The 24,644-nt window shown below is 27.5% G+C and carries 16 protein-coding genes; 9 read left to right on the forward strand and 7 right to left on the reverse strand.

Annotated features, from left to right (window positions below):
• Positions 1–69 precede the first annotated feature (69 nt).
• From ftsY to MPUT_RS01270, 9 genes are all read left to right on the forward strand, one after another.
• On the forward strand, positions 70–1,140 hold the full coding sequence (gene ftsY, locus MPUT_RS01230; RefSeq protein WP_014034990.1) for a signal recognition particle-docking protein FtsY: 1,071 nt from the start codon (positions 70–72) through the stop codon (positions 1,138–1,140).
• Entirely contained in the window at positions 1,124–1,444 is a 321-nt protein-coding gene (gene ylxM / locus MPUT_RS01235; RefSeq protein WP_014034991.1) for a YlxM family DNA-binding protein, read from the forward strand. Before ftsY ends, ylxM begins: the two co-directional genes overlap by 17 nt.
• A complete protein-coding gene (locus tag MPUT_RS01240) occupies positions 1,444–2,217 on the forward strand; it encodes a TIGR00282 family metallophosphoesterase (RefSeq protein WP_014034992.1) in 774 nt (257 codons plus the stop codon). Before ylxM ends, MPUT_RS01240 begins: the two co-directional genes overlap by 1 nt.
• 239 nt (positions 2,218–2,456) lie before the next feature.
• Complete coding sequence (metK, locus tag MPUT_RS01245) at positions 2,457–3,599, forward strand: methionine adenosyltransferase (protein WP_014034993.1); 1,143 nt, start codon at positions 2,457–2,459, stop codon at positions 3,597–3,599.
• A complete protein-coding gene (locus MPUT_RS01250; RefSeq protein ID WP_014034994.1) occupies positions 3,599–4,270 on the forward strand; it encodes a copper homeostasis protein CutC in 672 nt (223 codons plus the stop codon). Before metK ends, MPUT_RS01250 begins: the two co-directional genes overlap by 1 nt.
• Complete coding sequence (gene trmFO, locus MPUT_RS01255; RefSeq protein WP_014034995.1) at positions 4,263–5,582, forward strand: methylenetetrahydrofolate--tRNA-(uracil(54)-C(5))-methyltransferase (FADH(2)-oxidizing) TrmFO; 1,320 nt, start codon at positions 4,263–4,265, stop codon at positions 5,580–5,582. The genes MPUT_RS01250 and trmFO overlap by 8 nt, the downstream gene beginning before the upstream one ends.
• Positions 5,583–5,589: 7 nt before the next feature.
• Positions 5,590–6,516 (forward strand): type I phosphomannose isomerase catalytic subunit, encoded by a 927-nt coding sequence (locus MPUT_RS01260; RefSeq protein ID WP_014034996.1) that lies wholly within the window; start codon positions 5,590–5,592, stop codon positions 6,514–6,516.
• Entirely contained in the window at positions 6,509–7,168 is a 660-nt protein-coding gene (locus MPUT_RS01265) for a uracil-DNA glycosylase (RefSeq protein WP_014034997.1), read from the forward strand. The genes MPUT_RS01260 and MPUT_RS01265 overlap by 8 nt, the downstream gene beginning before the upstream one ends.
• An 11-nt stretch (positions 7,169–7,179) precedes the next feature.
• Positions 7,180–8,160: a 3'-5' exoribonuclease YhaM family protein gene (locus MPUT_RS01270; RefSeq protein WP_014034998.1), complete on the forward strand. Its 981-nt coding sequence runs from the start codon at positions 7,180–7,182 to the stop codon at positions 8,158–8,160.
• Positions 8,161–8,213: 53 nt separating this feature from the next.
• On the opposite strand, the gene MPUT_RS01275 is transcribed toward MPUT_RS01270, so the two are convergent.
• From MPUT_RS01275 to MPUT_RS01305, 7 genes are all read right to left on the reverse strand, one after another.
• Positions 8,214–8,609, reverse strand: coding sequence for an HIT family protein (locus tag MPUT_RS01275; protein ID WP_014034999.1), 396 nt, complete (start codon positions 8,607–8,609; stop codon positions 8,214–8,216).
• 16 nt (positions 8,610–8,625) lie between these two features.
• On the reverse strand, positions 8,626–10,698 hold the full coding sequence (locus MPUT_RS01280) for a lipoprotein (RefSeq protein WP_014035000.1): 2,073 nt from the start codon (positions 10,696–10,698) through the stop codon (positions 8,626–8,628).
• Positions 10,699–10,720: 22 nt separating this feature from the next.
• Positions 10,721–13,477 (reverse strand): hypothetical protein, encoded by a 2,757-nt coding sequence (locus MPUT_RS01285; RefSeq protein ID WP_014035001.1) that lies wholly within the window; start codon positions 13,475–13,477, stop codon positions 10,721–10,723.
• Between the two features lie 1,009 nt (positions 13,478–14,486).
• Complete coding sequence (locus MPUT_RS01290) at positions 14,487–16,535, reverse strand: hypothetical protein (RefSeq protein ID WP_014035002.1); 2,049 nt, start codon at positions 16,533–16,535, stop codon at positions 14,487–14,489.
• A 1-nt stretch (position 16,536) separates the two neighbouring features.
• A complete protein-coding gene (locus MPUT_RS01295) occupies positions 16,537–19,299 on the reverse strand; it encodes a lipoprotein (RefSeq protein ID WP_014035003.1) in 2,763 nt (920 codons plus the stop codon).
• 449 nt (positions 19,300–19,748) lie between these two features.
• Complete coding sequence (locus tag MPUT_RS01300; RefSeq protein ID WP_014035004.1) at positions 19,749–21,803, reverse strand: lipoprotein; 2,055 nt, start codon at positions 21,801–21,803, stop codon at positions 19,749–19,751.
• Between the two features lies 1 nt (position 21,804).
• Entirely contained in the window at positions 21,805–24,594 is a 2,790-nt protein-coding gene (locus MPUT_RS01305; RefSeq protein WP_014035005.1) for a hypothetical protein, read from the reverse strand.
• Positions 24,595–24,644 lie beyond the last annotated feature (50 nt).

A 24,644-nucleotide genomic window follows, 5' to 3' on the forward strand; every position in this document is an offset into this window, starting at 1 on the left:
CAAGCAAAACAGCTTGTTTTTTAATACTTGTTATTTGTTAAAATTGTTATAGATTAAAAGGAGAATTTTATGGGATTTTGATCTAAATTAAAAGCAAAAATTAGCTCATCTAACAGTGAAACTAGCAATGAAAAACAAAGTCAAAAGCAGTTAAGAAAAAAACAAAAACAACAAGAAAAAGAAAAAAAAGCTCAAAAAGCAATGCTAGATTCTGCTTTAGATTTTTCGCGTGACATTAAAAAGTTATCTAAAAAATATAAACAAGCCGATGATCAATTTTTTGAAGAACTAGAAGAAGTGTTAATTAAAACTGATATGGGTATGAAAATGGTTTTAAAAGTTTCAAATCTAGTTCAAAAATCTTTGAAAAAAAATGCAAGTTTTGATGATTTAAAAGATGCTTTGGTCAAAGCTTTATATGATGCTTATACTGATAATGACTGAACTAAGACTAAATATAAAATTAATTTTAATGATAAGCGATTAAATATTTTTATGATGGTTGGAGTTAATGGCACTGGAAAAACTACTTCACTTGCTAAATTAGCAAATTATTATGCTGAACAAAATTATAAAGTTTTAATTGCTGCAGCTGACACTTTTCGAGCTGGAGCTGCAAAACAATTAGAAGAATGAATTCAAAATCGTTTAACTAGTAAAGTTGATCTAGTTCAAGCATCAAAAGCTAATGCTGATCCTGCCAGTGTGGTTTTTGATGCTGTTAAGAAAGCTAAACAAGAAAATTATGATTTGTTATTAATTGATACTGCCGGACGTCTGCAAAATAAAGTTAATTTAATGGCAGAATTAGAAAAAATTAAAAAGATTATCCAAACAGCTCAAAGTGATGCACCACACGAAACTTTGCTAGTAATTGATGCTACAACTGGTCAAAATGGTGTGATTCAAGCGCAAGAATTTAGTAAAGTCGCTAAAATTAGTGGAATTATTTTAACTAAAATGGATGGTTCAAGCAAGGGTGGAATTGGTTTAGCTATTAAAGATCAGTTAAATATTCCAATTAAAATGATCGGAATTGGTGAACAAGTTGACGATCTGAGTTTATTTGATATCGAACAATACATTGTCAGTTTAGCTAGTGGGTTTATGCAAGGAGAAGAAAATGAATCATCTGATTAATAAAACAGTTAATCTTTCTAGTTTATTTAGAATTTATCAAGATCTTTTAACTAGCAAACAAAAACAGTATTTTGAGTTATATATTGATGAGAATTGATCGTTAAATGAGATTGCTGAAGAGTTTGCAATTTCTAAAGCAGCAGTTTATGATTCAATTACTAAAACCACTAAGTTATTAGAAGATTGAGAAGCAAAACTACAATTAAAACAAAAACAAGATAAGTTAAATTTAATTATTGCTAAACTAGAAACTAATTGTTTAAATAACCAAGAACTAATTGCAATGTTAAAAGAGGTGAGTTAATGAAAGTTTTAATGATTGGTGATGTTTATGCAAGTCCGGGAAGAGCAGTTGTTGAACAATATCTAGAACAAATTAAAAAAGAATATGATATTGATTTTATTGTAGTAAATGGTGAAAACACAACTCATGGAAAATCATTAATTAAAAAACATTACCAGTTTTATAAAGATTTAGGTGTTGATGTAATTACTAGTGGAAACCATATTTTTAAAAATAAAGAAGTTTTAGAATATATTGACTCAACTTCAGATTTATTAAAACCACTTAATATGAGTAGTTATACTCCAGGAAAAGGTTATACAATTGTTGAAAAAAATGATAAAAAAATTGCAGTTGTTAATTTAATGGGTCAAAGCTTTATGGATCAGTGTAATAATCCTTATCAGGCTATGGATCAGTTTTTAGCAAGCAATGATGATTATGACATTTTATTAGTTGATTTTCACGCTGAAGCTACAGCTGAAAAAATGGCTTTTGCCTGAAATTATGATGGAATTATCACTGCTTTTGTTGGAACTCACACTCACGTGCAAACTGCAGATCAAAAAATTTTACCTAAAGGTTCAGCTTATATTACTGATGTTGGTATGACTGGAGTGATTAACTCAATTATTGGAGTTGAACCAAGTGATGTGATTTTTAAACAAAAAACTAATTTGCCAAGTTCATTTCACCCAGCTACAGGTCAAGCAATGCTCAACGCAGTGATTATTGAAATTGATGATCAAACTAATAAAGCAGTTAGCATTGACCGTTTAAGTTTGGTTAATTAAAACTTGTTGAGCCAAATAAATTAATTCTCATATGATAGAATAAATAAAGAACAAATTAATATTAAATTCTTATTAAGAATCACTGAAAGATAAAACTTGATGAGGTGATAGCAACCTATTTAGTTAGGTGCTTAAATAAAGGGCGTAAGCTAACAATAAGATTGTCTTAAAACACGACAATTTTATGTCGTGTTTTTTTCAAAATGATAAGAATTAAACGATTAACAGAAAGGATATAAATGAAAAGATTATTTACTAGTGAAAGTGTTAGTGAAGGACATCCAGATAAGATTTGTGATCAAATATCTGATGCCATTTTAGATGAAGTTTTAAAACAAGATAAAAACGCTAAAGTTGCTTGCGAAACTTTTGCAACCACTAATTATTTACTGATTGCAGGTCAAATATCAACTACTGCTGTTGTTGATTATGAACAAGTGGCTAGAGATGTTTTAAAAAAGATTGGTTATAATAACGATGATTATGGTATTAATGCTGATACTTGTAAAATTGATGTTAAAATTGAAGCTCAATCGGCTGATATTGCCATGGGAATTGAACTAGAAAATCATGAAATTGGTGGTGGAGATCAAGGAATTATGTTTGGTTATGCTACTAATGAGTCTCAAACTTATTTACCATTAGCAATTAGTATGGCTCATGAACTTGTTTATCATGCCACTAGACAAAGAAAACAAGGTTTATTTAAATGAGCAAGACCTGATATGAAATCTCAAGTAACAATTGATTATACTGATATTAAAAATCCTAAAATAGATACCATTTTAATGTCAATTCAACACGATCCTGATTACAACGAACAAGCATTTAAAAAATATATTAAAGAAGAAATTATGGATTTAGTAGCTGAACAATTTCATTTAAATAAAGACTTTCAAGTACTAATTAATCCAACAGGTAGGTTTGTGATTGGTGGACCTCAAGGTGATACTGGATTAACAGGTAGAAAAATCATTGTTGATACTTATGGAGGTTATGCAAGACATGGTGGTGGTGCTTTTAGTGGAAAAGATTCTACTAAAGTAGATAGATCAGCTGCTTATATGTGTCGATATGTTGCTAAAAACCTAGTGGCTGCTGGTCTTGCTGATAGACTTGAAATTCAAGTCAGTTATGCCATCGGATTGCCACGACCAATTTCAATTTGAATTGAAACTTTTGGAACTGAAAAAATTGCTTTAGAAAAAATTTATCAAGCAGTTATTGATAACTTTGATTTTTCAGTTTCAGGTATGATTAAAAAATTAGATTTACGTCAACCAGTTTTTTTTAAAACTTCAAAATATGGACATTTTGGTAAAAAAGAATTTGCTTGAGAAAAAACAGATAAAATTGATCTGTTAAGGGAGTATTTAAACTAATGTATTTACAAGTTGTTGGCGCAAGTATTGATGATATTAAACAAATCAATCAGTCAAATGCTGATAGTATTGCTTTTTGTAAAAATCCTGAAGTTGGTGGTTTAACTCCAAGCTTAGATGATATTTTACTTGCAAATCAAGTAGTGCAAAAACCAATCAATATTATGATCAGAACTTCTGAACACGGTTTTGTTTTTACTGAATATGAATTAAAAAAACAAATTAGAACAATTGAAATGATTTCTGAACTTGCTAATATTTCAGGAATTGTGGTTGGTGTTTTAAATGATGATTTTTCGATTAATGAAAAATTTTTAGAAGAAGTTAATAAAGTTAAAAAGCATTTAAAAGTAACTTTTCATCAAGCATTTGACCAAGCTAAAGATTTTAAAAAAGCTTTAAAAATTTTAGAAAAATACAAAGTTGATTTAGTTCTAACTAGTATTGGTATTAATCCAGAACAAGATTTAGAAGTACTTAAAGAGTTAAAAAATCTTAAAACTAGTGTTGAGATTTTAATCACTGGATTAACTGTTAAAGATCATTTAAAACAAGCTCTAACAGTTAGCAAAGATTTTCAGATTGATCTAATAGCAAGAGTTGAGCCTAATTGAAACGCTAAAATTTCAATTGATAATATTAATGATTTTAAGAGTTGAAAAGATGAATAAAAAAGTCAAAATTATTGGTGCAGGATTAGCTGGTTGCGAAGCTGCTTGATTATCAGCAAATAACAATGTTAAAGTAGAATTATATGAAGCAAAAACTCTTAAACGTAATGAAGTTCAAAAATCTGATGATTTATGTGAGTTAGTTTGTTCTAATACTTTCAGAAGTCAGTCATTGTTAAATGCTGCTGGAATTTTAAAAAGTGAAATGCGAAAGTTAGGATCATTAATTTTAAAAGTTGCTGATCAGACTAGTATTGCAAGTGATGATGCACTAGCTGTTGATCGTACTAGTTTTTCAAAAAAAGTTACAGAATTGATTACCAATCATCCTAATATTACTTTGATTTCAGAAAATGTTAGTTCGATTGATGATGAAAATGATGTTACTCTCATAGCAACAGGACCTTTAACAACAGTTGAATTACAACAAGAAATTCAAAGATTAATTGGTAAACAAAAACTCTTTTTTATGGATGCTTCAGCTCCAATTGTTAGAAAAGATTCAATTAATTTTAATAAAGTTTATTATGCAGCAAGACATAATCAAGGTAAATACATTTGCTGTCCATTTAATGAACAAGAGTTTAATGATTTTGTTGATCAGTTAGTAAGTGCTGAGCAAGTGCAGTTAAAAGATTTTGAAAAAGCAATCTTTTTTAAAGGATGTCAACCAATCGAACAACTAGCTAAAACTAGTAAAAAACTTCTATTAAAAGGTCCAATGTCAGCTAATAAGTTATTAGATGCTAACAACCATCAACCTTATGCTGTTGTTCAACTTCGTCAAGATGATGCTAAAGATAGTTTATATAATCTAGTTGGTTTTCAAACTAATTTAAAATGACCTGAACAAAAAAGAGTTTTTAGTTTAATTCCTGGACTCGAGAACTTAAAAATTGTTAGATATGGAGTAATGCATAAAAATTATTATATTAATTCTCCTAAAATTTTAAATTTTAAACTACAAACTAAAAGAAAGAAAAATGTTTTTTTTGCCGGACAAATTACTGGAGTTGAAGGTTATATTGAATCTGCTAGTTCTGGAATTTGAGCAGCAATTAACATTTTATGTTTTTTAAATCATAAAAAACTTCAACCATTATCAAATAAAACGGTATTAGGAGCACTGACAAACTATATTACTAATCCTAAAATATCAAGTTTAAAACCAATGAAGTGTAATTTAGGTATTTTAGAACAAGTTAATAAAAACTCTCAAGAACAATTTTATTCATTTAATAACTCCACTCAAGCTTTAAATCAGTATTTAGCTGAACTAGATCAGATCATTAAAATTAACTTTTCAGATTAGATTGATTATGCAAATTTTAAAATTAAAACCTTATTTTTCAGAAAAGCTTTGAGGCGGAGAGAAATTAAAAGAGTTTGGCTTTGATCTAGGTCAAGCTCAAAAAATAGGTGAAGCTTGAGTAGTTTCAGCTCATAAAAATGGTATGAGTTATGTCAGTGAAGGAGAATATAAAAACCTTAGTTTAAAAGAACTGTTTGAAAACCACAAACACCTATTTAACAATTATCAAGGTCAGTATCCATTACTAGCAAAAATTATTACAGCTAAACAAAACTTATCAGTACAAGTTCATCCTGATGATGAATATGCTTTAAAAAATCATCAACAACTAGGAAAACCTGAGTGTTGATATGTTTTAGATTGTGATAAAGATGCTGAAATTATCTATGGACATCATGCTAGATCAGCTCAGCAGTTAGTTGAAATGATTAACGATCAAAATTGAGATCAGTTACTTAAAAAAGTAAAGATTAAAAAAGGTGATTTTGTCTATGTTCCTCCTGGTAAAGTACATGCTATTAGTGCTAATGTAGTTGTTTATGAACTACAACGTTCAAGTGATCTAACTTATAGGTTGTATGATTACAATCGCATTGATCCTAAAACTAGCCAAACTAGAAGATTAGATCTAGATGATGCAATTAATTGTATTACTGTTCCAGATTCTCAAATTTCAATCATTAATCAAGTTAACCAAGAACTTTTTAGCTGTAAATGATTTTCTATTTATCTTTTAGATTGCTCAAGTACAAGTGTTTTTCAACCAACTGAAAAATGTGATTGGTTACAACTAACAGTTATTAAAGGTCAAGGAACTATTAATGGGATTGATTTTAAACAAGGTCAATCAGCAATTACAATCAAAGGTGTTGAGCCTTTAAAAGTTAAAGGAAAAATCACAATTGTGATTTGTTGAATTAAAAATGATGAATAAAATTAATCAAAGTTGACTTACTTTATTTGAAAGACTAGCAATTAAAGATCAAATTAATAACTTATTAGATCAGGTTTATAATTCTAATCAAGTAGTTTTTCCTAGTAGAAAAGATGTTTTAAAACTGTTTGAGTTAAGTGATTTTAATAAGATTAAAGTTGTGATTATTGGTCAAGATCCTTATCATGATTTTAATCAAGCTAATGGTATAGCTTTTAGTGTTAATCAAACTGTTTCAGCTCCACCAAGCTTAAAAAATATTTTTAAAGAATTAAAAGCTGATCTACAAATTGATCATTTTAATAATCACTCACTTGAAAATTGAGTTAAACAAGGAGTGTTGTTAATTAATACTTGTTGAACTGTAGCTGCTCATCAACCAGGATCACATAATAATTTAGGTTGACAAAAGATCACTAAAATCATTTTAGAAAACGTTGTTTTAAATAATAAAAAAGTGATTTTTTGTCTTTGAGGAAATTATGCTAAACAAGTCTATCACTCACTTGATCATAAACCTGATTATGTTATTAGTTCAGCACACCCTTCTCCTTTTAGCTATCACAAAGGTTTTCAAAACACTAAACCATTTAGTAAAATTAATAATAAGTTAACAGAACTAAACTTAGAGATCATTGATTGAAGCAAATAATAAGGAGCTATATGAAAAAAATAAAAGATATTACATTACAAACAAATACGATTGATGCGATTGTGAGAATTGAAAAAGTGATTATTTCAACAGGTAGCAATGGGTCAAATTACTTAATACTGCATCTTGCTGATTCTACAGGTAGAATTGAAGCAAGAAAATGGATTGTCACCGAAGAAGATAAAAATCTTTTAAAACCCAACACAATCATTTTATTAAAAGATACACAAGTATCAGAATATCGTAATGTTTTACAACTTAAAGTAGATAACTATTATGTTATTGATGACAAGGATTTAAGTTATTATAATCTTAGCAAAAATGATTTATTCATATCAGCTCCAATAGATGTTGATAATGCTTATGATAAATTATTAAAAATACTATCAGCAATTGAAAATAAAACCTATCAACAAATTACTATTAAGTTATTAGAAAAATATAAAGACCAATTTTTAACGTTTCCAGCAGCGATGAGTGTTCATCACAATGTAAGTGGTGGTTTATTTTGGCACAGCTATACACTTGTTTTAAACGCTCTAGCAATTAAACCCAATTATAAGTACGCAACTATAGATTGAGACTTATTAATTTGTGGAGCAATTTTGCATGATATTGGTAAAGTGATCGAAATTCTTGATAGTACTGGTAGTGATTATAGTTTAGAAGGTAAGATCTTAGGTCATATTTCAATTGGAAATGTCGAAGTTAATAAGATTGCTGAAGAGCTAAATCTTTATAAAGATGGTCAGGATAATATTAATCAAGAAGTGACACTACTTCAGCATATGATTCTAGCAAGTCATGGTAAAAAAGAGTTTGGTTCACCTGTTGAACCTGTCTTAATAGAAGCTGTAATTTTGTCAATGCTTGATGATTTAGATGCTAAAGTCTTTAAAATCAATGATGAACTAAACCGAGTTGAACAAGAAAACTGAACACCTAAAATTGCAGTAATTGATAATAAGATGTTTTATCGACATCAAAAATAGAAGCACTAGAAAGTAATGTTCTAAGTGCTTCTATTTTTTATTAAAATCTAAGATTATTTTAGTTTGTTAAAAATTTCTTCAAGGTCAAACTGATTAGTTTTAGGTGGGTTTAGTATTAGTCCGTCATCTTTTTGATATTTAGGAATAATGTGCTCATGATAATGAAAAACTGATTGACCTGCAATCACATTTTCATTAGATAGGTAATTTAACCCTTGTGGTTCTAGTTTTTCTTTAATTAACTTGGCGATTTTATTTTTAGCAATTGCTACATGTTTAAGATAATCTTGATCACAACTCGAAAAGTTATCAAAATGTTTTTTAGGAACAATCAAAGTGTGACCTTTGCTTGCAGGCAAAACATCTAAAAAGGCAAAAACATAATCATCTTCATAAACTTTATATGAAGGGATTTCTTTATTGATGATTTTACAAAATATACAATTCATAAAATTTTAGCTCCAATTAATCTAGTGACGGTATGTCATCACGCACAAATTTAGATATTTCATCAAATAGTTCTTGGTACTTGATTTGATCTGCGTTTAAGTATTGACTGTATAATTCTGTTTTAGCTGCATTTTGAACATCTTCAATACTTGAAGTAAGTGATTTTAGTTGATCTAATAATGCTTGTTTACTTTCAGTTGATAAATCAATTATATCAGCTGATGATTTAGGTGATTGGTTTCATTCATAAGCATCATTTTGTTTTTCTTTTAAGTTTTGATAATCTTTTAGATTGTAATCATAACTAATAAATGAATCTTTAAGATCACTTCCAAAAATTTCTCTATTTTTTTGATTGTCAGCTAACTTTTGGGTTATATCTAGAGTTTTGTAATTTTTTTGATCAACTTTTTTAAGTTGTACGGTTTCTTTTTGTCCATTACTATATATTATATTGATTTTTCCATCTTTCATTCCATCTTTGAGTTTAACATATCATTTATTTCTCTTAGAAATATCAATATTGTCGCTACCATTTTTTTCTATTTTTGATATTGAAGTAAATTCATTAAGATATTTATTATCTATTTTATATTTTTGACTTATATCTGTCCAAGTGTTTTCTAGTACATTTAAGATATATTCTGATCCATTAGCACTTTTGCTCATTTGAACATTTTTTGTCGAAAAAATATCATTTAAATATATGGGTAAAACAAATAAGAAATCTCTATTACCCTGTATTGTTGATTCATACCCAGAACCACCATTAACCAATATAGAAGGTATGCTAACTTTCGAGACGTCTTTTTTAGCAGAATCATTAATTTTCAAGTCACCACTTAAACTTTTTATTGAATCTTTATCATTTTGAACAAATCCATTAAACCCGCTTATTGATAAGAATGAATCGTTACCCTGTTTACTTTCGTTTATTAAGTGATCTTTCCCACCATTTTTAAATAACTGATTATATATTTCTTTTAGGGTTTTCTTACTTTTTAAAGAACCATTAGGATTCACATATTCGTTAATCTTCTTATAAACTTTATCTGGTTCTGAACTAGAAAAAGATCAAACCATTTTAATATTAGAAGTTGTAGAATTTTGTTGGGTGAAATCTGTTTGAGTATTACTAATTAATCTATTTGTTCCATTTAAAATAACTTTTTTAGCTTTAGCACTAGAGTTATCGCTTCTTAAAAAATATAAGTTGGAATCTAAATACGAGTTTCCTAGTAAGTTAGAAAATAATTTTGATTGAATTTCTTTTTTAAAGTAATGTGCGAATCTATATCTAATGATATTTTGTCCATTTGTTTCGTAGTGAGTTTCTCCATTAGTCGCATACCACTTAATTTTCTTACCAGAACTTGTGTCCATACCATTATTGTTGACTTTACGTGTACTTGATATATATTCCGCATCATCTGGACTTTCTAGGATCCCAATTCTAAAATAATTATTTTTTGTATCAGTTAAAATTGAAAGTTCAGGAATTTGAAATTGGTCAATCTTTGAATCATCAGCATTTTCAGGAGTGAATTCACCCGTTGTTTGTCATCTTAATCAATCATGACCACTATTTTGTTTATAGTAGATGGCATAGACATTACTATCTCTATTTTTACTATCTTTTTGTAGTTCATAAGGATTTAATCCAAAGTTTTTACTATAAGTTAAGTCAACTTGATCAGTATTTCCTTTATCAGATCTTTTTGCTGTATACTCATTAAATAATTTTAAGGTTGCTAAGTTTGATAAAACTTGATCTGATTTTATTTTACTTTTAAACCCAATAGTATTTAAGGCAATACTTAAGTCTTTTTGAATCTCTTCATATTTTCTTTCTGAAATCAATTGGTTTAATTTTTCAATTATTATTTCTTTAAAATTTAATTTATAAAATATATCACCATTATTGAAATTAAAGTTATTATTTTGTTTTAAACCAGCAATAATTTTATTAGCTAATTCATCAGTGATTGTTGGATTAAAAAAAATTTTTGCTGAGCTACATGAAACAACTGTTAGAACACCTCCCGCAGACAGAGAGAAGCTTCCTAAAAATGTTAATAATTTTTTCATACCATTTACTTCTTGCTCCTATTTAGATACTATCTCCTCTGGACTCTGACATTTCTCTATTGATTTGATCACTAGTTTTATTTGGATTAAATACCGCTGAAGTTAGTAACATCTCAAATTTACTTTTACCACCATTACTAACTGTACTTAAATCTATTCCATAATTGGGCACAAAGTTATGATTAATTGATGGATCTTTAATTTGATTCTTGTGATTTTCTTTGATGGATTGTATTCATTCCTGATTCTTTGCAAATAATGAAGTTATTCCTGAAACTTTTTCTCTTCTAGACTGTTGTGATAACATTCCTGCTATTAAATCTAGATTATCGCTTTCATCAGATACTATAGAAAGAAATAAATCTTTTGTATTTTTTTTATTAAACACCTTAGTAAAAAAGTTAAGAATTCAATTTGCTTGAGCAGCTAATGAATCTGATTTTGTCTCGGTTGCTTTAGCAACTTCATTTAAAATGTTGGTATTATAGAATATTGTGGTTCTTGTACTATCAATTAAAGATGTATTTACTAAGAATCTTTCATATTCATTTTTTATGTTATTGTTTAGTTTGTTGATATCGATTCCTAAATTCATTACTGAACTTGCTCGTTGTTTATCGTTTTCTGATCAATTTCATTTTTTATTATCTTGGCCTTGGCCATTAGTGCTATTTGTACTGCTTATCATAGAGTTAATTAAATAAGGAACCAACACTTTACCTTGTGGCGAACTATATAAAGATTCTATTGTTTTTAGAATTGTAGTTTGTTCTTTAATGTTATTTTCATTATTCACTTTTTTAATTTCTGAATTTATTAACTTGTAACCATCAATTTTTGTAATATGAAGACCATCGCCATCAATATAGGCGATTATACCTTCATCTTTGTTTAGTATGGTAAATAATTTGTTTTTCTTCTGTCCAGCATCACTACCATCATTTCTCTGATTTATATTTTTAAATAATTCAATTAAATTAGCAATCACTTCTTTAATAAACTTATTTAATTCATTATTTCTACTACCAGTATCATCAGGTAAAGCATCTAAAATAGCTTTTGCTTCTGAAGATGATAGTCCATACTCTGTTAAACTGCTCTCTTCCAACTTTTTACCATCACTTCAAACCCAACTATTATTTTCACTATTTGTTAAAAAATCATAAATTGAATATTTGGCAGCATCTGAAAACGACGTATCACTAATCGTTAATAAAGAACCTGTTTTATTAACTTTATGATAGGTATTAGATGAATCTCACTGAGTTCATTTGGAGAAATCTTCTTCTTTTTTATTAGTTAAATTAGCTTTTATATGTTTAATATCTCCTCTAAAGATTGTGTCAAATCTTGTTAAACCAGCAGTTTGAATTTGATGATCTTTGTTAGGCTCACTTTTGACATATTCTTTTAAAACAGATCCAATTCCCTGAAATCTTTGAATTAACTCTGTTGTTAAATCGCTGTCAGAGCTAGACAATGGGATTAGAGATTTTAATGACAGTTCTTTCTGAATACTTTCTTTTGTTTTTGAGTTAGCAAATGTAAAAATTAGATCAGAAACCATTACCGGTTTTTCTGAATTAAAATATCTATCAAGAGAGTACTTCTGTGAATCAGTTATTGAACCAAACTCACCTGAAATAAGATCTTTTGCGAGATTACCATCACTATCTAAAGAAGGTATATAATCCACAATTTCAGATCACGAATTAGGAACATTATTATTGTAATTTGTAAATTTTTTTGGTCCATCATATTCTCTTGTAGGACTTCAATTTAGAAAAGCGCTTGATCCATTAATAGCACTCGGAGTGATCCTTTTTAATATTTCCTTAATTCATTCTGTGCCGGTTTTATTATTCATATGAGAGCTACTCATTTTTACTCTATTTTTGACATCTTTTGAAGAACTATAGTTTATTGAAATTTTTTCACTATCATTATTATTTTCTTCTGCTCTATCACCAAAGCCAACTCCACCAACAGAGTTAACTAGATTAGTAAATGAGATAATGGATTTATCTGATCAAGATAAACCATTTTTGTCACCAACTTTTTTAAAGTTATCTTCAATCTTTTTAGCCAGTTCATCTAAAGTTTTCATATTATTATACGCACTAGCAAATTCAGAGGTAATAGTTTTCATTTCTAATTTAACAGTTTGAATTCCTTTTCTTCATAAAGAATTTGACACTGTTGAGTTAAACATTAATAAATTTTTTAATCTAACAAAAGCGCTGTTTGATGAGTCATTTAAAATGTAATCAGATTTAAAAGCATTTTCTAAGTCCTTAATGTTATTTCTAACCCCAGGAAATCTTTTTTCTAAATCTTTTTTATAATCATTAAAATTATTTTTGTGAGTGTTTTCTTTTAGATCTTTTAATGCATCATTTGCCAAACCATACAAAGTGGAAGTGTTATTGCTGTTTTTATTACCTAAAAGATTTTTAATTTGATTATTTAAACTTTCATCCCATCCACGTTCTTGAGCGATAGTGCTTGTTGGTAATTGCAATTTGTTATTAGCAACACTATCTAAAATTCCAACAGCTATTAAATTATAAATTTTATTAATAAATTTTACACTATCATTTGAAAATCCGTGCCATGACTTATGTCAATCCAACAAACTAGCACTGGTAATCTTAAAATCACCATTACCAGCAATAAAAATAGAATCAGTGCGTTTTTCTTCTGAACCACACGCAACAACAGTTATCACGCCTGAAGTTGTAAAAACACAAGCTGATAATAAAGCCAAAAGCTTTCTCATTTTAGTTGTTCCCCCTAGAAAGTATTAATAAATAATTAAAAAAAGAATACTGCATACTTGCATACTTATTTTTAATTATATCTTAATGCCAATTTTGTTAACCACAATTTTATTTGAATTATCATTTAGTCTAGATTATTTAGAAATTAGAAAAACTGTTTAATGACAACGGTGAAATTCATACACATAACTTTTAAACTATAAAAGATTTTCACTCCATATAAATCAAAAAACAAGCAGTAAAAACTTTATTTATTGTACTATAGATCCTTTTATACTAGTAATAATGGACTTAGATAAGAAAAAAGTTGATATTAATATTAAATGGTAATGTAATGTTACATTCATTTTATAAAAAGGGTCACAAAATATAGTAATTAGCAAATAATAATTTAGTATTTTGTTTTTTCTCTTTAGTTACAAAACCTTGTTAAATCATTTTTTATAAAGGTTATAAAGTTAGATTTTTATTTAGAAATATATAAATTTATGTTTTATTTAGCAAATAAAAAAGGATCTCCAATGACTAAGAAGATCATTAATTATTAAGAATTTTTAACAAAATTACCGGGGTAATCAATCAATTATCTAAAAATATTGTAAATTATCAAAAGATTTTTCTTTATCTAGTACAATAAATTATTCAAAATTCCTAGCTAATAAACATAAATTTGAATTAAATTAGTCTAAACACATAACTACAAAGCAAAGCTATTTTAGACTAAAATTTAGGACAGTTTTATTGTTTTATTTTTGACAAACTCTATTAGACTTTTTTATTCGCTTAAGAATAATGTGATCTAACGATTTATTTTTTTTTATGAAAATATAATTTCATTAGTAATGTACCCAATATTAGTCAACTGTATGTTGATTTGATTACATTTACTACTAATTTTTCTAAAGTAACATCTTATTTATAATACTAGAATTTTGATATGGTTAAACTTCTCATTTCTTTCATTGTTTTGCAAGTCTTATATGAATATAATGTAGCGGATCATTTTCATTAGTCTAACGACGGAACATCATCTCTTACAAACTTAGATATTTCATCAAATAGTTCTTGGTACTTGATTTGATCTGCGTTTAAGTATTGACTATATAATTCTGTTTTAGCTGCATTTTGAACATCTTCAATACTTGAAGTAAGTGATTTTAGTTGGTCTAATAGTGCTTGTTTACTTTCAGTTGACAGATCTAGAATATCAGCTGATGATTTAAACGATTGATTCCAATCGTAAGCATCATTTTGTTTTTCTTTTAGACTTTTATAATCTTTTAAATTATAGTCATAACTAATAGATGAGTTTTCATGATTTTTTGTTATAAACTCGTTATTTTTTTGATTATTTATTAATTTTTGAGTTATATCCAATGTTTTGTAGTTCTTTTTTTCAATCTTATTAAGTTTGACAGATATCTGCAATTTATTGCTATAAGTAACTTGGACATCTCCATTTTGACTACCTGAATTTAATTTAATATATCACTTATTATTTTTATGAACAACATCAACAGAAGAAGAATTACTTATTTGTGTTATTGAAAAATCATCATCAAAATATTTTCTGTCAAATCAATATTTCTGACTCATATCTATTCAAGTATTTTCTAGTACATTTAAGTTATACTTTTGTTCATTTTCTTTCATTTTAACAAGTTGTACATTTTTTGTTGAGAATATATCATTTAGATAAATGGGTAAAACAAAGATAAAATCTTTATTACCTTTTATTGTTGATTCATAACCAGAACCGCTATTAGTTAATATGGAAGGTTCTATAATTTTTGCAATGTCTTTTTTGGCTGAGTCATTGATTTTTAGATCACCACTTAGACTTTTTATAGAATCTTTATCATTTTGAACAAAACCATTAAAACCAGCTAGTGATAAAAAGGGATCATTACCTTGTTTACTTTCATTTGGTTTGCTAATCTCTTTATAAATTTCTTTAAGAGTCTTTTGTTTGTTTAGCGAACCATTGGAATTTATGAATTTTCTAATTTTTTTTAAAATCTCATCTGGTTCAGGATTAGAAAATGCTCAAACCATTTTAATATTAGAAATTGAAGAATTTTGTTGTGTAAAATTTGTTTGAACGTTGCTAATTAACCTATTTGTTGCATTTAAAATAATTTTTTTACCTGAGGCGCTAGAATTATCTACTCTTGAAAAGTACAGATTTGAATCAAGATATGAACTTCCTAATAAATTAGAAAATAATTTAAATTGAATCTCTGTTTTGAAGTAGTAGGCAAATCTATATTTGACAATATTTTCACCGTTTACTTTAAAAGTAGAACCATCAACTTTATATCATTCAACTTTATCACCTTTATCACTCTTACCATCTTCTTTAACGCTATTTGTGTTTGATATATAGTTTACTTCATTTGGTTTTTCTAAGATTCCAATTTTAAAATTATCTTCAGAATCAGTTAGTAACGAAAGATCAGGAATTTGAAACGGATCAACTTTTGAACTTTCAGTATTTTCAGGAGTAAATTCACCAGTTGTCTGTCATCTTAATCATTTTTCACCATTATCTGCCTTAACTTTATAATAAATGGCATAAACATTTTTATCTTTTCCATTTTTATCTTTTTGTAACTCATAAGGATTTAATCCAAAATTTTTTGTGTAAGTCAAGTCAACTTGATCAGTATTTCCTTTATCAGATCTTTTTGCTGTATATTCATTAAATAATTTTAAGGTAGCTAAATTAGATAAAACTTGTTCAGATTTCTTTCTTTCTTTATCTTCACTAATATTCAAAGTAGTGCTTAAATCCTTTGATATTTCTTCATATTTTTTTTCTGAAATCAATTGATTTAATTTGTTTGTTATTAATTCCTTAAAATTTAGTTTATAAAATATATCACCATTGTTAAAGTTAAAATCAGCATTTTGCTTTAAATCTAGAATAACTTTTTCTGCAAGTTTATCTGTGATTGATGGATCAGAAAATCTTTGTACTGAACTACATGAAATAACTGTTAGCATACCTCCAGCAGATAGAGAAAAAGTTCATATGAGTGTTAATAATTTCTTCACATTATTCCTCCCTTTCTTCTCTTGTAGATCTGAATGTGTCTCCTCTTGAAATTGACATTTCTGAGCTATCTTGAATTTTAGTATTATTATTTGGATTAAATATTTCTGAATCAAGCAACATCTCAAATTTTGTTTTTTCATTAGTTTTAGAATTTAAATCTATTCCATAATTAGGAATAAATTTTTTATCAATTGTCACATCTTTAGATTGGTTATTATAGTTATCTTTAATGCTTTGGATTCATTCCTGGTTCTTTGCAAGCATTGTAGTAATACCATAAACTTTCTCTCGCTTAGATTGGTGTGATAATATTTTTGTTATCAAATCCAAATTTTCACCACTACTATTTTTTTTATTCGACATAATGGATAAAAGTAAATCATTTGTATCCCTTTTCCCAAAAACTTTAGAAAAAAAGTTAAGAATTCAATTTGCTTGAGAAGCTAGTGAATCCGACCTTGTTTCAGTTGCTTTAGCAGCCTCATTTATAATATTGGTGTTATAGAATGCTGCAGTTCTTGTGTTATCAACCAGAGAAGAGTTTGTTAAAAATCTTTCATAATTATTTTTTATATTAGAATTCAGTTTATTAATGTTAATCCCTAAATTAGTTACTGCTTTTGCTCTTTGTTTTTCATTTTCTGTTCAATCTAATTCGTTTTCACCATTATCACTGGAAGTACTCATCATTGAATTTATTAAATAGGGAACTAATATTTTACCTTCTGATGAATTATATAGTGATTCTATTATCTTAAGAATTTTGGATTGTTCAATATTATCAATTTTTTCACTACCAATAGTAGTATTACCTTTTATCAAAGCATAACCATCAATTTTTGTAATATGAAGACCATCACCATCTATGTATGAAATTATTCCTTCATCTTTATTCAGCACAGTGAACATTTTATTTTCTTCATTTTTTTCTTCATTTTTTTGCTGATTTATTTTATCAAATAGTTTAACTAAGTTTGCTATAACACCCCTTATAAATTCCTTTGATCCACCCTTTTCTGGCAGAGCTTCTAAAATAGCTTTTGCTTCCGTTGTGGTTAAACCACCTTGCCCTAGCATTTTTTCGTCTAGTTTTTCATTTTCGTTTCAATTTCAATTACTATCATTGTTATTTGTTAAAAAATCATAAACTGAATATTTAGCTACATCTGAAAATGATGATTCGTTAAGAGTTAATAACGCACCAGTTTTGTTAACTTTATGGTAGGTGTTAGATGAATCTCATTGAGTCCATTTTGAAAACTCAACTTTTTTTTCGCTTGTTAAGTTGGCTTTTATGTGCTTGACATCTCCCCTAAAAATCGTATCAAATTTTGTTAATCCAGCAAGCTTAGTTTTTTCATCATTTTTAACATACTCACTTAAAACAGCTCCAATTCCTTGGAATCTTTCAATTAGTTCTTTTGTTAAATCGCTTCCTGAATTTGACACAGGAATTAAAGATTTTAATGATAATTCTTTTTGTATGCTATCTTTGTTCTTCGAATTTGCAAATGTAAAAATTAGATCAGAAACCATCACTGGTTTTTCTGATGCAAAATACTTATCAAGAGAGTGTTTTTGTGAATCGGTTATTGATCCGAATGATCCTGAAACAAGATCTTTTGCGAGCTCTCCCTTATTGTCTAAAGAAGGAATTTGATCTACTATTTCAGATCAGGAATTGGGGGTATTGTTATTATAATTTATAAAATTTGCAGGACCTTTTAATTGAGCATTATTATAATTATTTGTTTTAGTTCAATTCATAAAAGCAATCGAACCAATTTTTGCATCTGGAGTAATTTTTTCTAATATTTCTTTAATCCATTCTTGGCCATTTTTAACACCACTACCGTTGCCACTAGATATTTCTTTAATTCTTTTTTGCACTTCCTTTGGTGAACTATAATTTATTGAAATATTTTCATTACCTTCACCATTTTTTTTATCTCCAAACCCAACTCCCCCAACAGAGTTGACTAGGTTTGTAAATGAGGTGATAGATTTGTCTGATCAAGATAACCCTTCTTTTGATCCGACTTTTTCAAAGTTATCTTTTATTTTACTAGATAGCTTATCTAAGGAATTTATATTATTATATGCATTAGCAAATTCAGAAGTAATGGTTTTCATTTCTAACTTAACAGTTTGGATTCCTTTTCTTCATAAAGAATTTGACACTGTTGAGTTAAACATTAACAAGTTTTTTAATCTAACAAACGCACTATTTGATGAGTCGTTTAAAATATAATCAGATTTAAAAGCATTTTCTAAATCCTTGATGTTGTTTCTAACTCCAGGAAATCTTTTTTCTAAATCTTTTTTATAATCATTGAACTTATTTTTATGAGTATTTTCTTTTAAATCTTTTAAAGCTCTGTTTGCTAGACCATATAAAGTAGAAGTATCATTACTTTCTTTAGTTCCTAAGAGGTTCTTAATCTGGTCGTTTAAGCTATCATCTCATCCACGGTTTTGAGCCTCAGTACTGACTGGTAGTTTTAATGTTTCTTTAGCGACACTATCTAAAATTCCAACAGCTATTAGATTGTAAAGTTTATTAATAAATTTAACATTATCGCTTGAAAAACCGTTCCAAGATTTGTATCAGTCTAATAAACTAGAACTAGTGATCTTAAAATCACCATTACCAGCAATAATAACAGAATCAGTACGTTTTTCTTCTGAACTACAAGCAACAGCAGTTATTGCACTTGAAGCTGTAAAAATAGTTGCTGATAATAGTGCTAAAAGTTTTTTCATTAACTATACCTCCTTAAAAATGCTAAATAGGAAGAAATTTCATTACATATCAAACTTAATTATATAATAACAATGATTTTACCAGTTATAATTTCGCTCTCCTAAGTGTTTGGTTTGTAGAAAGTTATTAGAGATTTACAGTATAAATTGCGGTAAAAATTACATATAAAAGATATGTGATACAACTTGAAAAAAATAAGAGCGACTGAACATAATACAGCCACATTTAATTTTTAAAAGATATTAAAAATAAGGTCAATAATCATTAACCTTATCTTAAAGTTTATTATGCACTTTTATTTAAAATTTTAATTATCTATTTTAATGACATAGGTAGTCTGAGCATAGAAGAATTTCATTTATTTTATTAGAAAATTTTTAGAGTGAAATATAATGCTTTTATCAATTACATCATCAAATTTGCAACCTAGTAATAAAATAAAGTTTATCTAATCTAGTGATGGTATGTCATCACGTACAAATTTAGATATTTCATCAAATAGTTCTTTATACTTAATTTCATCTGCATTTAAGTATTGACTATATAATTCTGTTTTAGCTGCATTTTGAACATCTTCAATACTTGAAGTAAGTGATTTTAGTTGGTCTAATAGTGCTTGTTTACTTTCAGTTGACAGATCTAGAATATCAGCTGATGATTTAAACGATTGATTCCAATCGTAAGCATCATTTTGTTTTTCTTTTAGACTTTTATAATCTTTTAAATTATAGTCATAACTAATAGATGAATCTTTATGATTTTTTTCTATAAACTCTTTATTTTTTTGGTTATTTGCTAATTTTTGAGTTATGTCCAATGTTTTGTAATCTTTTTGTTCAATTTTGTTAAGTTTGACAGATATGATTGTTTTATTGTTATAAGTAACTCGAATATCTGCATCTTTCTTGCCAGACTTTAATTTAATATATGATTTATTGTTCTTGTGCATAATATCTACAGAAGAAGTAGAATCTTCTATTTTTGTCACTGAAATATCATCATCAAAATATTTATCATCAAATCTATATTTTTGACTCATATCTGTTCAAGTATTTTCTAGCACATTTAACTTATACTTTTGTTTCATTCCATCCATCTTAGAAAGTTGAATGTTTTTTGTTGAAAATATATCGTTTAAATAAATGGGTAAAACAAAGATAAAATCTTTGTTACCTTTTATTGTTGATTCATAACCAGAACCGCTATTAGTCAATATTGAAGGCTCTGTAACTTTTGCGATCTCTTTTTTGGCTGAGTCATTGATTTTTAGATCACCACTTAGACTTTTTATAGAATCTTTATCATTTTGAACAAAACCATTAAAACCACCCATTGATAAGAATGGATCATTACCTTGTTTACTATCGTTTGGTTTTTTAATTTCTTTGTAAATTTCCTTAAGAGTCTTTTGTTTATTTATTGAACCGCTGGAATTTATAAATTTTTGAATATCTTTAAAAATTTCATTTGGTTCTGAACTAGAAAATGCCCAAACCATTTTAATATTAGAAATTGAAGAATTTTGTTGTGTAAAATTTGTTTGAACGTTGCTAATTAACCTATTTGTTGCATTTAAAATAATTTTTTTATCTGAAGCGCTAGAATTATCAATTCTCGAAAAATATAGATTTGAGTCAAGATATGAGCTTCCTAGTAAATTAGAAAATAGTTTAAATTGAATTTCTGTTTTAAAATAGTAGGCAAATCGATATTTAACAATATTTTCACCATTTGTCTTGAAAGGAACTCTATTAACTTTATATCAGTCAACAACTGCATTATTATTTTCACTCATGCCATTTTCCATAACACTATTTGTATTTGATATGTAATTTGGATCGTTTGGTTTTTGTAAGATCCCAATTTTAAAATTATCTTCAGAATCAGTTAGTAACGAAAGATCAGGAATTTGAAACGGATCAACTTTTGAACTTTCAGTATTTTCAGGAGTAAATTCACCAGTTGTTTGTCATCTTAGCCATTTTTCTTTTTCTTTTTCCTTAACTTTATAATAAATGGCATAAACATTTTTATCTTTTCCATTTTTATCTTTTTGTAACTCATAAGGATTTAATCCAAAATTTTTTGTGTAAGTCAAGTCAACTTGATCAGTATTTCCTTTATCAGATCTTTTTGCTGTATATTCATTAAATAATTTTAAGGTAGCTAAATTAGATAAAACTTGTTCAGATTTATTTCTTTCTTTATCTTCACTAATATTCAAAGTAGTGCTTAAATCCTTTGATATTTCTTCATATTTTTTTTCTGAAATCAATTGATTTAATTTGTTTGTTATTAATTCCTTAAAATTTAGTTTATAAAATATATCACCATTGTTAAAGTTAAAATCAGCATTTTGCTTTAAATCTAGAATAACTTTTTCTGCAAGTTTATCTGTGATTGATGGATCAGAAAATCTTTGTACTGAACTACATGAAATAACTGTTAGCATACCTCCAGCAGATAGAGATAGGGTTCCTAAAAATGTTAATAATTTTTTCATATTATTTATCTTCACCTATTCTTGCTAGTCTTAATGCACTTGGCATATCTCCTCTAGGAGTTGATGGCATATCTGTTTTATTTTGATTTTTAAGATTACTAATTGGATCAAATAGTTTTGAGTCAAGTAACATTTCAAATCTTGTTTTTTGGTTAATTTTAGAACTCAGGTTTATTCCATAATTAGGGATAAAGTTTTTATCAATTGTTACATCTTTAGATTGATTATTAAAATTTTCTTTAATGTTTTGAATTCATTCCTGATTTTTTGCAAACATTGTAGTAACACCTGAAAATCTTTCTTGTCTAGATTGCTCTGTTAGCATTTTTGTTATTAAATCTATATTTTGACCGTTACTATCATTTTGATTAGAAACTATAGATAGAAAGAATTCGTTCGTATTTGCTTTATTAAATACTTTAGTGAAAAAATTAAAAATCCAGTTTGCTTGAGTTGCTAGTGAGTCTGATTTTGTCTCAGTTGCTTTAGCAGCTTCATTTAGAATATTAGTATTATAGAATGCTGTAGTTCTTGTACTGTCGACCAAGGAGGTGTTTACTAAAAATCTCTCATAATTATTTCTTATGTTATTGTTTAACTTGCCAATATCGATTCCTAGATTAGCTACCGCATTTGCTCTTTGCTTATCACTTTCAGCTCAAGTTCATCCGCTTGTATCAGTTGTATCATTATTATTTGAAGTATTTATCATTGAGTTTACTAAATAGGGAACTAATTCCTTACCTTCTGATGAACTATATAGTGATTCTATTGTTTTAATAATTTTGGTTTGTTCGATAGTATTAATTTCTTCATTAGTATTACTACTATCACTATTATTATTTGTCAAAGCATACCCATCAATTTTTGTAATATGAAGACCATCACCATCAATATAGGCAATTATCCCTTCATCTTTGTTTAGTGTAGTAAACATTTTGTTTTCATCTTTTTCAGGCATATTTCTTTGATTTATCTTATCAAATAGCTTAATCAAATTTGCTATAGCACTTTTTGTAAATTCTTTTGATCCACCATTACCCGATAGCGATTCTAAAACATTTTTTGCTTCTGTGGTAGTCAAGCCACCCTTTTCTAACATATTTTGCTCTAACTTTTCTTCTTTGTTTCAACTCCAATTATTATTATTATTATTATTAGTATTAGTCATAAAGTCATAGATTGAATATTTTGCTACATCTGAAAATGATGACTCACTAACAGTCAATAAAGATCCGGTTTTATTAACTTTGTGGTAGGTGTTAGATGAATCTCATTGAGTCCATTTTGAAAAATCAGTTTCTTTTTCATTGGTTAAGTTAGCCTTTAGATGCTTGGTATCTCCTCTAAAAATTGTGTCAAATCTTGTTAATCCAGCAAGTTTAGTTTTTTTATCATTTTTAACATATTCACTTAAAACAGCCCCAATTCCTTGAAATCTTTCAATTAGTTCTTTTGTTAAATCGCTTCCTGAATTTGACACAGGAATTAAAGATTTTAATGATAATTCTTTTTGTATGCTATCTTTGTTCTTCGAATTTGCAAAAGTAAACACCAAATCAGAAACCATCACTGGTTTTTCTGAAGTAAAGTATCTATCAAGAGAATATTTTTGCGAATCAGTTATTGATCCAAATGATCCTGAAACAAGATCTTTTGCAAGATTACCTTGACCGTCTAAAGAAGGAATTTGATCCACTATTTCAGATCATGATCTTGGAGTATTATTGTTATAATTTATAAATTTTTGAGGTCCTTTTATAGAATCATTAACATAGTTATTTGTTTTAGTTCAGTTTGCAAAAGCAACTGAACCACTTTTTGCATCAGGTGTAATTTTTTGTAAAATTTCTTTTATCCAATCTTGACCATTTTTAACACCATCGCCATTGCTGCTATGTGTTTCTTTAATTCTGGTCTGTACATCTTTTGATGAGCTATAAGATATTGAAATATTTTCATTACTATTCTTTTTATCACCAAATCCTACTCCACCAAGAGAGTTAACCAGATTTGTAAATGAAGTAATTGATTTATCTGATCAAGATAATCCACTTTTTTCACCAGCTTTTTTAAAGTTTTCTTCAACTTTTTTAGCTAAGTTTTCTAAGGAATTTATATTATTATATGCACTAGCAAATTCAGAGGTAATAGTTTTCATTTCTAACTTAACCGTTTGAATTCCTTTTCTTCATAAAGAATTTGACACTGTTGAGTTAAACATTAATAGATTTTTTAATCTAACAAAGGCACTATTTGTTGAGTCGTTTAAAATATAATCAGATTTAAAAGCGTTTTCTAAGTCCTTAATGTTGTTTCTAACTCCAGGAAATCTTTTTTCTAAATCCTTTTTGTAATCATTAAACTTATTTTTATGAGTATTTTCTTTTAAATCTTTTAAAGCTCTGTTTGCTAGACCATATAAAGTAGAAGTATTATCATTATCTTTAGTTCCTAAAAGATTTTTAATTTGATCATTTAAGCTATCATCTCATCCACGCTTTTGTGCTTCACTATTTTTAGGTAATTGTAACGTTCCTTTAGCAACACCATCTAAAATTCCAACAGCTATTAAATTATAAAGTTTATTAATAAATTTAACATTATCACTAGAAAAGCCATTCCAAGATTTGTATCAGTCTAACAAACTTGCACTAGTGATTTTAAAATCACCATTACCAGCAATAAAAATAGAATCAGTACGTTTTTCTTCTGAACTACAAGCAGCAGCAGTTATTGCGCTTGAAGCTGTAAAAACAGTTGCTGATAACAATGCTAAAAGCTTTTTCATTTAACCATACCTTTCTAAACAGTACAAAAAAAATATTATAATATACCATT

It is taken from the genome of Mycoplasma putrefaciens KS1 (assembly GCF_000224105.1).
GTDB lineage: Bacteria > Bacillota_I > Bacilli_A > Mycoplasmatales > Mycoplasmataceae > Mycoplasma > Mycoplasma putrefaciens.